Annotated in this window: 13 protein-coding genes; 7 read left to right on the top strand and 6 right to left on the bottom strand. The window is 63.8% G+C overall.

Annotation, left to right across the window (positions count from 1 at the left end; translation table 11 throughout):
- Positions 1-13: 13 nt before the first annotated feature.
- The 6 genes from IFT87_RS02705 to IFT87_RS02680 all read right to left on the bottom strand — a co-directional run bounded on the left by IFT87_RS02705 (position 14) and on the right by IFT87_RS02680 (position 5,984).
- Entirely contained in the window at positions 14-913 is a 900-nt protein-coding gene (locus IFT87_RS02705) for a polyprenyl synthetase family protein (protein WP_031439974.1), read from the bottom strand.
- Positions 914-920: 7 nt separating this feature from the next.
- A complete protein-coding gene (locus IFT87_RS02700) occupies positions 921-1,160 on the bottom strand; it encodes an exodeoxyribonuclease VII small subunit (protein WP_031394986.1) in 240 nt (79 codons plus the stop codon).
- Positions 1,161-1,256: 96 nt separating this feature from the next.
- Positions 1,257-1,454, bottom strand: a complete 198-nt coding sequence (locus IFT87_RS02695; RefSeq protein WP_031439975.1) for a hypothetical protein — start codon at positions 1,452-1,454, stop codon at positions 1,257-1,259.
- A 75-nt stretch (positions 1,455-1,529) separates the two neighbouring features.
- Entirely contained in the window at positions 1,530-3,176 is a 1,647-nt protein-coding gene (locus IFT87_RS02690) for a GGDEF domain-containing protein (RefSeq protein ID WP_031439976.1), read from the bottom strand.
- 151 nt (positions 3,177-3,327) lie between these two features.
- Positions 3,328-5,646: an ATP-dependent Clp protease ATP-binding subunit ClpA gene (gene clpA / locus IFT87_RS02685; protein WP_031394983.1), complete on the bottom strand. Its 2,319-nt coding sequence runs from the start codon at positions 5,644-5,646 to the stop codon at positions 3,328-3,330.
- Positions 5,647-5,789: 143 nt separating this feature from the next.
- Positions 5,790-5,984 (bottom strand): DUF1192 domain-containing protein, encoded by a 195-nt coding sequence (locus tag IFT87_RS02680; protein ID WP_031394982.1) that lies wholly within the window; start codon positions 5,982-5,984, stop codon positions 5,790-5,792.
- 118 nt (positions 5,985-6,102) lie between these two features.
- Here IFT87_RS02680 and IFT87_RS02675 point away from each other — a divergent pair, with 118 nt between their 5' ends.
- The 7 genes from IFT87_RS02675 to IFT87_RS02645 all read left to right on the top strand — a co-directional run bounded on the left by IFT87_RS02675 (position 6,103) and on the right by IFT87_RS02645 (position 12,874).
- Complete coding sequence (locus IFT87_RS02675) at positions 6,103-7,083, top strand: NAD(P)H-quinone oxidoreductase (RefSeq protein ID WP_031394981.1); 981 nt, start codon at positions 6,103-6,105, stop codon at positions 7,081-7,083.
- Between the two features lie 158 nt (positions 7,084-7,241).
- Complete coding sequence (locus IFT87_RS02670) at positions 7,242-8,123, top strand: UDP-2,3-diacylglucosamine diphosphatase (RefSeq protein WP_031439977.1); 882 nt, start codon at positions 7,242-7,244, stop codon at positions 8,121-8,123.
- A gap of 45 nt (positions 8,124-8,168) precedes the next feature.
- Entirely contained in the window at positions 8,169-9,203 is a 1,035-nt protein-coding gene (locus IFT87_RS02665; protein ID WP_031439978.1) for a glycosyltransferase family 4 protein, read from the top strand.
- Between the two features lie 111 nt (positions 9,204-9,314).
- Positions 9,315-9,992, top strand: a complete 678-nt coding sequence (locus IFT87_RS02660; protein ID WP_081874195.1) for a DUF1013 domain-containing protein — start codon at positions 9,315-9,317, stop codon at positions 9,990-9,992.
- 177 nt (positions 9,993-10,169) lie between these two features.
- Positions 10,170-11,234 (top strand): MBL fold metallo-hydrolase, encoded by a 1,065-nt coding sequence (locus tag IFT87_RS02655; protein ID WP_031439980.1) that lies wholly within the window; start codon positions 10,170-10,172, stop codon positions 11,232-11,234.
- A gap of 35 nt (positions 11,235-11,269) precedes the next feature.
- A complete protein-coding gene (locus tag IFT87_RS02650; RefSeq protein WP_031439981.1) occupies positions 11,270-12,139 on the top strand; it encodes a dienelactone hydrolase family protein in 870 nt (289 codons plus the stop codon).
- 117 nt (positions 12,140-12,256) lie between these two features.
- The gene (locus IFT87_RS02645) at positions 12,257-12,874 is read left to right on the top strand and encodes a glutathione S-transferase family protein (protein ID WP_031439982.1); all 618 of its coding nucleotides are present in this window, start codon (positions 12,257-12,259) and stop codon (positions 12,872-12,874) included.
- Positions 12,875-12,934: the final 60 nt, after the last annotated feature.

Genomic DNA, 12,934 nt, shown 5'->3' with positions numbered 1-12,934 from the left:
TCTCCGGAAGAGGTCAGCGGTCGCGATCAAGCACGAAGCGTGCGATCTCGCGGAGCAGATCGGCCTCGCGGCCATAGCTGTGCAGATGCGCGATCGCCTGCTCGACAAGCATGCGGGCCTGTTCACGCGCGCGCTCCGCGCCGAGCAGCGACAGGAATGTCTCCTTGCCCGCACCGGCATCCTTGCGGAGACGTTTGCCCGCCGCCGTCTCATCGCCTTCGGCATCGAGCAGATCGTCAGCAATTTGAAAGGCAAGTCCCAGGTCGTGCGCATAGCCGCGCAGGCCAACCCGGCCCTCGGGCGCAATCCTGCCAAGAATGGCGCCTGCTTCGACGGACGCCAAAATCAGCGCACCGGTCTTCATCTGCTGAAGCCGGGTGACAGTGTTGAGATCAAACCGGGCATTCTCCGCCTCGAGATCCATCATCTGGCCGCCGGCCATGCCAGTCGGGCCGGACGCCTTGGCAAGGTCGAGCACCAGATCGGCGCGCACGAACGGATCGGGGTGCGTTGACGGGTCGGCGAGGATCTCGAACGCCAGCGCGTGAAGGCAGTCACCTGCGAGGATCGCGCATGCTTCGCTGAACATCTTGTGGACGGTCGGCTTGCCACGACGCATGTCGTCGTCGTCCATGGCCGGGAGATCGTCATGGATCAGCGAATAGACATGGATCGCCTCGATGGCCGTGGCCACCCGCGCCGCACAAGCACGGTCGACCCCAAACAGACTGGCGGTCGCGAAAACGAGCAACGGGCGTAGCCGCTTGCCGCCGCCGATCGCGGCATGACGCATCGCGCGATACAGGTCCGCACGCGGATCTTTGGGGATCGCCAGAAGGACGTCGAACTGCGCGTCGATCTCTGCGGAAACCTCCGCGAGCGCTTCTGCCAGCGATTGCGGCAAGGTCGTCATGCGCGGCTCAACCTGCCGCAAAGGGGCGAACCCCAGCCGGCTTACCCTCGGCATCGAGCCGGATCGCTTCGATCCGCGCCTGCGCAGCGTCGAGCCGATCGGCACAACGCTGGCGCAGCTTGTTGCCGCGTTCGTAAAGCTCGATCGCCTGCTGCAGCGGCGTATCGCCACGCTCGAGCTGCCCCACGATCGTCTCCAGCTCTTTCAATGCCTCTTCGAATGAGAGGTCTTCGGTCGGCGTTTCCATGCGTGCTGCTATGGAGCAGGCGCGCGACGGGGGTCAAGGACGCGTCGACGGCGGAGGCTATGCCGTGACCGGCACGCGCCGAGTTTGCCGCGAATTCTAGCGCAACCGGTCGACGGTCCAGGTGTAAAGCACCGATATGCCGATCAGCCCCAGGTCGACGGCAGCCTGCATCCTGTGCGGCGCGGGGTCGGACGGGTCATGCGTGATGAGGCGGATATCCGCCGTCGGTCGCGGCATTACTGCGAGCGTCAGCACCAGCGCTGCGACAGCGAGGCCAGCCTTACGATTACGCATCGTCATTCCCCCGGCGGAAGCTGCATCCTGACGTCGTCAATCCGCTTTGACAAGCCGCGGCACCAGGCACCGCATTCAGGCAGCCGAGACGAGGCTGACCGCGCTTCGCGATCGATCGCGCCCCGCCGCTTTGGCCTCGAACAAGGCGCGGTCGGCGTCGCGGTAGAGCGTCTTCCAGTCGGCGTCGTGCAACAGGGGGCCGGTGCATGTACCGATGCTGGCGGTGACGGTGATATCGTACGGCATCGACTGGCCGCGGACACGGTCGCGGATTGCGCAGGGCGAAACCGATGTCGAGGCATCGACGAGGATAGCAAACTCCTCGCCACCAATTCGCGCGATGAGCGTATCGGTTGGCAGTGCGCTGCGGAGCGCACGGGCGAAGGCCCGCAACACCTCGTCGCCGCCATCATGACCGATCGTCTCGTTGACCCGCTTGAAATGGTCGATGTCGGCGATCAGCAGCGTCTGCTCGCCGGGGCGGCCAATCGCGCGTGCCAGGAAGGCGCGACGATTAAGCAGGCCGGTCAGCGGGTCAGTATCGGCGAGCAGGCGCGCCGCGATCTCCTGTTCCCGCGCAGCGTCGCGTTCGCGGCTCAGCAACAGGATGCGATAGGCAATCGCCGTGCTCGACAGAAGCGCCTCGATCGCCATCGCGATGACCGTCGAATTGTCGACCAGCAGGCTCGGCTCGACCATCCCGAAGCTGCTGGCGATGCGAAGCCCGGACATGACGATCGGTGCACCCCACGCAAGCGCAAACAACCACAGATAATTGCTGCGGACGCGCCACGCGCGCCACAGGATGATCGCCACAACCCCGATGAACCCCAGATATGCGATCGACATGCCGGTATCGAGGACATGGATCGCGCGGGGGGCGAGCATAACCCAGAGCCCCGCCATGCCGACCAGCCCGACCATCACCGCACTGCTGAGCGGCCGTACCCAACCCGAAAACACGGCGCGTTCGAAAAAGCTGCGGGCGAAAAGGAGTGCTGTGCTGGCGGATGCGGCCAGGAACAGTATGTTGAGCCGCTGGCGGTCGTTATTGTCGAGGCCCGTAAAGACTTGGCCCGCAGCACCTGATGACGTCGATACATAGGCCAGAAGGCACAGGACGAGCAGGCAGTAAATTGGCTGGAAGGACTGGCGAAGCGCTCCCCAGAGCGCCAGATTGTAGACGATCAGCGCGATCGCCATGCCGGCAAACGCGCCGTAAAGTGCGCCGCGCACGATCTCGGTCGTCGCCGCCTCGCCATGATCCGCCAGTGCCGGCTGCAGGATGACGCCGCGAAGGTTCGTGGCGCCTTCGACATGCCACAGGAGACGTACCGGTGGCGCGTCATGGCGCGGCAGCGGTTGCGAGAGGACGGCGCCGAGGTTCAGGATCTCATGGGCGGTTTTTGGCGTGACGCCGACATGGCGAATCGCACCATCGGCATAGCGGACATAGAGCGTGATGCGCGTCATCCAGATACTGCCGATACGCACGCTGGTGCCGCGTAGCTGAGCGGCGGGAAGCGGCTGTGACAGGACCCAGAAATCACCCGGGCCGAATCGGCGCTGTGGGGTGGTGCAGTCGAATCGTTCCGGCGTCTTGAACAGGGACGGCGCCGTCATGCCGGGTGCTGCGCGGACGAGACAGGTCGCCAGAGGGAAGGCGGTCGCGGCGGCGGGCGGTGCAGTCACCAGGCTGAGCGTCCACAGCAGCAAGACCATGACCCACCGCATATATGCCCGTATCCCCATGACATGCCTCGTAAAGCGCGTTCGGCAAAGAACGGTAAACGTGGCTGGCTATGGCACAAAAAAACCCGGCGGCAAGCGCTGCCGCCGGGTCTTATAAACACGGCTTGACGCCGTCTCGCTGCTACTTCGCAGAGACGGGTTCAGCCTTCCCCTTCTTCTTGGGCTTTTTCGGCGCTGCACTTTCAATCGCGAACGATAGCGCACCATCCTTCATCTTCACCGTCACCTCGCCGCCATGGACCAGTTTCCCGAACAGCAGCTCCTCGGCAAGTGGCTGCTTGATCTTTTCCTGGATCAAACGGCCCATCGGACGCGCTCCGTAGAGCTTGTCATAGCCCTTCTCGGTGAGCCACGCCTTCGACTCGTCATCGAGCTGGATATGGACGCCGCGGTCCGCCAGCTGAAGCTCGAGCTGAAGAATGAACTTGTCCACGACCCGGGCGACCACAGTCGTCGGCAGATAGCCGAACGGCACGATCGCATCGAGGCGATTGCGGAACTCCGGCGTGAACATCTTCTGCACCGCCTGTTCGTCCTCGCCTTCACGCGTAAGGTTACCGAAGCCCACCGTCTCGCGCGCCATGTCGCTGGCCCCCGCATTGGTCGTCATGATCAGGATGACGTTGCGGAAATCGACCGACTTGCCGTGCTGGTCGGTAAGGCGCCCGTTGTCCATTACCTGCAACAGGATGTTGAACAGGTCTGGATGCGCCTTCTCGATCTCGTCGAGCAGCAGCACGCAATGCGGATTTTGGTCGACCGCATCGGTCAGCAGACCACCCTGATCGAACCCGACATAGCCCGGGGGCGCACCGATCAGACGGCTGACCGAGTGCCGCTCCATATATTCGGACATGTCGAACCGCTGGAGCGGGATGCCCAGGATCGAAGACAGCTGCTTGGCCACCTCCGTCTTGCCGACGCCGGTGGGGCCGGTGAACAGATAGTTGCCGATCGGCTTCTCTGGCTCGCGTAGACCCGCTCGCGCCAGCTTGATCGCCGAACTGAGCTTCTCGATCGCCGCATTCTGCCCGAACACCACGCGCTTTAGATCTGTTTCGAGCGTGGCGAGCGCGAGCTTGTCGTCGGTCGAAACCGATTTCGGCGGGATGCGCGCCATGGTCGCGATGACCTGTTCGATCTCCTTGGGGGTGATCGTCTTCTTGCGCTTGTTCGGCGGCACCAGCATCTGCATCGCACCCACCTCGTCGATCACGTCGATCGCCTTGTCGGGCAGTTTGCGGTCGTTGATGTAGCGCGCGCTGAGCTCCACCGCCGACTTGATCGCGTCGGGGGTGTATTTGACGTTGTGGTGATCCTCGAACGCCGAGCGCAGGCCCGCCAGAATCTTGATCGTGTCCTCGATCGTCGGCTCGTTCACATCAATCTTCTGGAAGCGCCGCAGTAGGGCGCGATCCTTCTCGAAATGATTGCGGAATTCCTTGTACGTCGTTGAGCCGATGCAGCGGATCGTGCCGCCCGAGAGCGCCGGCTTGAGCAGATTTGACGCATCCATCGCACCGCCGCTCGTCGCGCCTGCACCGATGACTGTGTGGATCTCGTCGATGAACAACACCGCGTCCGGCATCTTCTCCAACTCGTTGACGACTGCCTTCAGGCGTTCCTCGAAATCACCACGATACCGGGTGCCTGCCAGCAATGCGCCCATGTCGAGCGAATAGATTACCGCCGGCTTGAGCACGTCGGGGACCTCGCCCTCGACGATCTTGCGCGCGAGGCCTTCCGCAATCGCGGTTTTTCCGACGCCGGGATCGCCGACATAAAGCGGGTTGTTCTTCGACCGGCGGCACAGGATCTGGATCGTGCGATCCACCTCCGGCCCGCGCCCAATCAGGGGATCGACCTTCCCGTTCTTGGCTTTCTCATTCAGGTCGACCGTGAATTGTTTGAGCGCGCTTTCCGTCTTGCCCTTCTCCTGTCCCTTGGTCGGCTTCTCGTCGTCGGCACCCTTGGGCGTCGAAGCTTCGGTCGGCTGCTGTCCGCCCTTGCCGACGCCGTGGCTGATGAAGCTGACCGCATCGAGGCGGCTCATGTCCTGCTGTTGCAGGAAATAGACGGCATAGCTTTCCCGCTCGCTAAACAAGGCAACGAGCACATTGGCACCCGTCACTTCGTCGCGGCCCGAAGACTGGACATGAAGGATGGCGCGCTGGACGACGCGCTGGAAGCCGCTCGTCGGCGAAGGATCGGTCGCGGCATCGACCTTGAGCGCATCGAGCTCGGTGTCGAGATAATGCGCGACCGTGGTTTTCAGTTCGCCCAGATCGACGTTGCAGGCGCCCATGACCTTCGATCCGTGCTCGTCGTCGATCAACGCCAGCAAGAGATGCTCGAGCGTCGCATATTCGTGGCGTCGGGACGATGCAGCCTCGAGTGCCTTGTGCAGGGTGGTCTCGAGGGCGGGTGCAAATGACGGCATTTACATTACTCCTGTCGGGCCACGCAGACGCAGGCCCTTTGGCACTATGTCGGAACGGTAATCGATCGCATCAAGCACTTGACCCCGCCGGCCTGCGTTCCTGCACCGTCCAAATGCGGACCGCCGAGACGAGGTCGAGGACATCACCGTCTAAATAGGTCGTCGGCGCTGGCGCGGTGGCTGATCGCTCGATCTTTTTTCAACTGGCAGCGCGCAATCTCGCCTTGCAGCACGGTGATCCGCGCATCGAGCTCGGCGACCGAGAGCGAGTCGATGTCCTGACGCACGAGCGCATCGAGGAAATCGTCGGGACGAGAGGGGGCGTCATCCGGATCCATTGCGCCTGTAACGTTGACCCGCACCGGAGTGATGTCAATAAGGCACGGGAATCCAATGGGGCGTCTCGATCACATGACTGCAAAAACCGTGACTCCGCGTTACATCGTCCCTGACGTCATGAAGGCAATCGATCCCGAAGCCCCGGGAGGCCCTGAAGTGCTCGTCCTTGTGGAGCGCGCCGTGCCGCATCCCGGAGCCGGCGAGGTCCTCGTCAAGGTTGCGGCGGCGGGCGTCAATCGTCCCGAGGTGATGCAACGGCAGGGTAAATATCCGCCGCCGCCCGGTGCCCCGTCGATCTTGGGCATGGAGATTGCCGGGACGATCGTCGCGGTCGGCGACGGGGTCGGCGAGGAACAGATCGGGCAGCGGGTCTGTGCGTTGATCACGGGCGGTGCCTATGCCGAATATGCGGTTGCGCCGTTCGGCCAGTGCCTCTCCGTGCCCGAAGCGCTGACGATGGTCGAAGCCGCGGCGATGCCCGAGACGTTGTTCACGGTGTGGACCAACCTGTTCGAGCGTGCCTATGCGACCGAAGGCGATACGGTACTCGTCCATGGCGGCACGAGCGGGATCGGCACGATGGCGATCGGCTTGTGTGCCATCTTCGGGATCGACATCATCGTCACCGCGGGCTCGAAGGCGAAATGCCAAGCCGCGCTCAGCCTCGGCGCGACGCACGCGATCGACTACAAGACCGAGGACTTCGTCGAACGGGTCAAGCAGATCACCGGCGGCAAGGGTGTTGCGGCCGTACTCGATATGGTGGGTGGCGACTATGTCGCGCGTAATCTGCAATGTCTGGCCGAAGACGGGCGGCACGTATCGATCGCGGTTCAGGGTGGGGCGAATGCGACAGTGCCGCTGTTCGAGATCATGCGCCGTCGTCTGACCTTGACGGGATCGACGCTGCGCCCGCGTGATACCGCGTTCAAGTCGCTCGTGGCCGATGAACTGGCACGGACGGTCTGGCCGCATGTCGAGGCCGGCAAGCTCAAGCCAGTGATCGATCGCGTCTTTGCCTTTGCCGACGCCCCGGCGGCGCATGCGCGGATGGAGGCGGGCGATCACGTCGGGAAGATCGTGCTGTCCATGACGTGACGCGGACATGCCTGACCAGGCTGTCCCCGAGCCGCCTCTGTATTCGTGACGGAGGCTGTGCGTCGTCCGATGACTTAGAATAGTCACCGGACTGCGACTGCCATGTCATATTGCGCCGCTAGACAGGACCGCAACGAACAGATTTGCGGGGCAGGCCGATGGACATCGTCACGTTTCCAACCGACGCGTTGCCGATAGCCGATGTGGCGGACATCGCGGACTTCATCCATTCGCGACCCGTTGTGCCCGAACGCGTGGTCGACCGGCGGCAATATCGCACGATCTGGATTTCCGACGTCCATCTCGGCACGCGTGGCTGCAACGCGGCGATGCTCAACGACTTTCTCGACCATGTCGACAGCGAGACGATGTTCCTGGTCGGCGACATGATCGATGGCTGGCGATTGAAGAAGAAATTCTACTGGCCGGCGGCGCATAACGACGTGCTGTGGCGGCTGCTCAAGCGCGCGAAGCGCGGTACGCGGGTCGTCTATATTCCGGGCAACCATGACGAGGTGTTCCGGCAATATTCGGGGCTCGACTTCGGTGGGATCTCGATCCGGCGCAAGGCGATCCACGAGACCGCCGACGGCCGCCGCCTGCTGGTTCTGCACGGTGACGAGTTCGACGCTATCACGCTGGCGCATCGCTGGGTCGCGCATATTGGGGATGCGGCGTACACATTGCTCATGGGGCTCAACCGGTGGGTGAATGGCGCGCGCCGACGCCTCGGCATGCCCTATTGGTCGCTCTCGAAACACGCCAAGGCCAAGGTCAAGAACGCGGTCGCCTTCATATCGCATTTCGAAGAAGTCGTCGCGCACGCGGCCGGCGTGCGGGGGGTCGACGGCGTCGTGTGTGGACACATCCATACCGCGGAAATGCGCGATATTGCCGGCGTTGCCTATTATAACGACGGCGACTGGGTCGAAGGCTGCACGGCACTTGTCGAGCATTTCGACGGGCGAATGGAACTGCTTCACTGGGCAGACGAGATCGCCGCACGCGAAATCGACAACGTCGTCACGCTGGCCGCCTGACCCACGTCAATTCGGCTCATGCCGCGATTACCCAAGGAGACCCCGATGCGTATCGCGATCGTCACCGATGCCTGGAGCCCGCAAGTCAACGGCGTGGTTCGCACCCTGCAGTCCGTCCGACGGGAACTCGAAGCGGTGGGTCATCAAGTGCTGATCATATCCCCCGCGCAGTTCGCCTCGATGCCGTGTCCGACCTATCCCGAGATTCGGCTGGCCTTTGCACGGTCGGGCGCGGTCGGACGATTGCTCGAAAGCTTTGGCGCCGATGCGATACACCTCGCGACGGAAGGTCCGGTCTGCCTCGCTGCACGAGCCTGGTGCCTGGCCCGAGATCTGCCGTTCACGACCGCCTATCATACCCAGTTTCCCGATTACATCGCGGCACGGACGGGCGCGAACCCCGCCTGGATATGGCGCTATATTCGCTGGTTCCATCGTCCCGCCGAGTCGATCCTGGTCTCCACGCCGTCCGTCGCGGCAACACTTACCGCACAGGGGCTGCATCAGGTTCGCGAATGGGGGCGAGGCGTCGATTTTGCACAATTCGGGCTGGACGGCGCCCGCGATCCGGAGATGGCGGCGCTGCCCGGCCCGATCCTGCTCTATGTCGGGCGCGTCGCCGTCGAGAAGAATGTCGAGGCCTTCCTGTCGTCCGCGCATCGGGGAACGAAGGTCGTCGTCGGCGACGGACCCGGGCGCGCCACGCTTGCACGTCGCTTCCCCGATGCCGTGTTTCTTGGCCAGCGTGACGGACAAGGGCTGGCGGCGGCCTATCGTACCGCGGACGTCCTCGTCTTTCCCAGCCGGACCGACACCTTCGGGCTGGTCATGATCGAGGCGCTCGCGTGCGGGACTCCCGTTGCAGCCTATCCCGTCGCAGGCCCGATCGACGTACTCGACCCGCGCGTTGGCGTGATGCATGAGGATCTCGACGAAGCGATCGCGGCGGCACTGACCCGCGATCCTGTCGCCTGCGCCGCCTATGCTGCCCGGTACAGCTGGCCCGCAAGTGCGCGCCAGTTTCTGCGTGCCCTTGTTCCGCTTGCCCGTCCACTCGATCGACCGCGCATGGCGGCATGATGCGACGCGACGATCGCGCGCTTGCCTGTTAGTCATGGGCGCACTAAGTCGTGTGTCATGTCAGGCCGCTCCGAAAGGGGCGGCCCTTTCTATTTTTACGGAGTTTCCGCCGTGGCCCAGCCGCTCATGCCCCATGCGACCGCCGCCTGGATGGTCGACAATACTGCGCTCAGTTTCGAACAGATCGCAGACTTTTGCGGTCTGCACATTCTCGAGATCCAGGCGATCGCCGACGACACCACGTCGACCAAGCTGACGGGGCGCGATCCCGTCCGCGCGCATGAGGTCACGCAGGACGAGATCGACAAGGGCGCGGCCGATCCCGATTATCAGCTCAAGATGATCAAGGGTCCCGAGCAGGTCCGCCGGACCAAGGGCCCGCGTTACACGCCGGTGTCCAAGCGCCAGGACAAGCCCGATGGCATTGCCTGGATTATCCGTAATCATCCCGAGATCACCGATGGCGCGATCTCGCTGCTGATCGGCACGACGCGCACGACGATCGCTGCGATCCGTGACCGTAGCCACTGGAACATCGCCAACATCACGCCAAAGGATCCGGTCACGCTCGGCCTGACGTCGCAGCGCGAACTCGACGCCGCGGTTGCCAAGGCCGCCAAGGCGGCAGGTATGGAAGCACCGACCGACACGCGTCTCGAAGGTGATCGTGAGGCGCTGCTCGAGCAGCTTCGTAACGAGCGTACGCAGGCAGCGGCGGACGCGCAGTTCGTCGCAGAGGGCGGTGTCCTGCCGGTCAAGCCGCTGTTCGACGACCCCTTCAAGCGCTGAACGTTCCCGGTCCCCGCGTGGCGCGGTGCGGGGGCGGTACGGGCTATCGGATAGGTTTGCGGTCCTGACGGCGCGGGGATGGCCGGCGGCACAGGGCGTTGAGGGCATGCGGCATGGCTGATGCGCGTGTCGGCCCGGGGACTATCTCTGGCGCCTGGTGGTTGCTACCTGCGGCACATGACGTCGCCGCCGGCTCCACAGGATGAACCGCTAACACACAAGGGGCTGGTCTACCCCTTAGGCCACCGCGAGCCCGAACCCGGTAACGTATTTCGCATCGCTCCCGGCGTTGACTGGGTACGCCTCAAAATTCCCGGTCCGCTGCGCCACGTGAACTGCTGGATGCTCGCCGACGGCGACGGCGACGCGCTCGTTGATACGGGCATGAATACGCCGGAAGCTCGCGACGCGTGGACCGCAATCCTGGCAGGGCCGAAGTCGGGCGTCCGCATCACCCGCGTGATCGGCACGCATTTTCATCCTGATCATATCGGCCTTGCTGGTTGGCTGTGCGAGGCGCACGACGCGGCCCTCGTCATGACCCGGGGCGAATGGTTGACCGCACGAATGCTGGCCGCTGATGCCCGGGATGCCGTTCCTGCCGAAATGCTGGCATTCTGGCGCGGTGCGGGCTGGGACAATACGCAGATCGCGCATGCCAGTGCGAAGGGGTGGGCGGGATTCCGCAAGATCATCACGCCGCTTCCCTTGGGTTACACGCGGATCACCGACGGTGACGTGTTGACGGTAGGCCGCGATGACTGGCAGGTCGTGATCGGGTCGGGCCACAGCCCAGAGCATGCATGCCTTCTCAACGAAGCATCGGGCATCCTGATTGCCGGGGATCAGGTTCTGCCCCGTATCAGCCCGAATATCTCTTTGGGCATCACCGAGCCGCATGCGGATCCGCTGGGCGAATGGTTTGCCGCGATCGCCCGGCTCAAGACATTGCCCGCAGATTTGCTGGTCCTGCCGGGGCATGGCGATCCGTTTACTGGTCTTCATACCAGGCTTGGCGCGATGGATCGTGAGCACCGCGAACGGCTCGACGAACTCGCTGCCTTTCTCGCCGAGCCGCGTCGTGCGGTTGAGTGTTTCGGACGGCTGTTCCGGCGCGCAATCGGCCCCGATCTGCTCGGCATGGCGACGGGTGAAGCGCTCGCGCATCTGCGTCGGCTCGAGGTCGAGGGTCGCGCCGTTCGGGACAGTGTCGATGGCGTGTGGTGGTGGCGCGCAACGTGAGCTAGCATCGGATCAAAGCCGGCAGGAGAGGCCCCATGTGCGACGAGCATACCGCAGACGATAACGAACACTATCTCGCCGCGATGTCGCGGCGCCAGTTCGGCGTGATGACCGGGGCCGCAGGTCTTGCGATGCTGTTGCCCGTGCCGGCCGATGCGAAGCCGATCAGCGGACGCGACGTGTCGATCAAGACGCCCGATGGTCAGGCTGACGCCTATTTCGTCGCGCCGGCCACCGGGGCTTATCCGGGCGTGCTTGTCTGGCCAGACATCATGGGCCTGCGTCCGGCGTTCCGTCAGATGGCCGATCGGCTCGCGCAGTCGGGTTATGCCGTCCTGGTCGTCAATCAATTCTATCGGTCGACCAAGGCACCGTTCCTTAGCCCCGGTGAATCCTACGACCAGCCGGCCGTCCGCGCGCGAATTGCACCCTTTCGTGACGCGCTTACGCCCGAGGCTACGGTCCGTGACGCCAAGTCCTTCACCGCCTTCCTGGATGCGCAACCGCAGGTGGATCACAAGCGTGGTCTGGCGACCACCGGCTATTGCATGGGTGGGCCGATGGTGATCCGCACTGCGGCTGCGGTCTCGGGGCGCATTCGTGCGGGGGCGACGTTTCACGGCGGTGGGTTCGTGACCGACACACCCGATAGCCCGCACCGCCTGATCCCCGCATTAAAAGGCGGCTATCTGATCGCAATAGCGGCGAACGACGATGCGCGCGCGCCGACCGAGAAGGATGTGCTGCGGGCAGCCTTCGCGGCAGCAATGCGTCCGGCGGAAATCGAGGTCTATCCGGAAACGATGCACGGATGGTGCCCGCCCGACAGCAAGGTCTATAATCCGGTGCAGGCGGACCGTGCGTGGGGCCGTATGCTCGCGCTGTTCGCCACGGCGCTGGCGTAGGACACATCGCCGCTTCGTTCGACGGCACAACCCGCTGGGTGCGATCCGCGATCGCATCTTGACGGGACGGCATCGCCATGAGACCATCGTTCACTCTATGTTCTTGAGGGGCGGGCCATGACGTTGACGCTGTATTCGAATCCGATGTCGCGGGGGCGTATTGCTCGCTGGATGCTCGAGGAGACCGGGGTCGCTTACGATACGGTAATGCTCGATTATGCGACGACGATGAAGGCGGCGCCGTATCTTTCGGTCAATCCGATGGGCAAGGTGCCGGCTATCGTCCATGACGGCCACGTCGTTACCGAATGCGGCGCGATCTGCGCCTATCTGGCCGACGCCGTGCCCGAGGCGCAATTGGCGCCGACGGCCGACGAGCGGGCCGACTATTATCGATGGCTATTTTACGCGGCCGGGCCTCTGGAGGCCGCGATTACCAACCGATCGCTCGGCGTGGTCCCGACCGAGACGCAGCAGCGGATGGTCGGTTATGGAAGTTTCGAGGCCGCGATCGCGGGACTTGAGCATGCCGTTGCGGCGCATCCCTATATCGCGGGCGAACGCTTCACGGCAGCCGATGTCTATGTGGGTGCCCAGGTCATATGGGGATTACAGTTCGGCACGATGCCGAAGCTTGCAGCATTCGAGGCCTATGCCGCCCGCCTGACCGGACGCGCGGCCTATCGGCGGGCAGCAGCGCTGGATGATGACGCTATGGCTAAGATGGCGTCATGAGGTTGCGCTATGAGGTCGAATGCCCGATCAGGCGGCCCAGACGCAACCCCCGGCAGCGCC

The organism is Sphingomonas sp. CFBP 8765 (genome assembly GCF_014841445.1).
Taxonomy (GTDB): domain Bacteria; phylum Pseudomonadota; class Alphaproteobacteria; order Sphingomonadales; family Sphingomonadaceae; genus Sphingomonas; species Sphingomonas aerolata.
The sequence above is the reverse complement of the archived record's forward strand: the minus strand, read 5'-3'. Positions and strand labels throughout refer to the sequence as shown.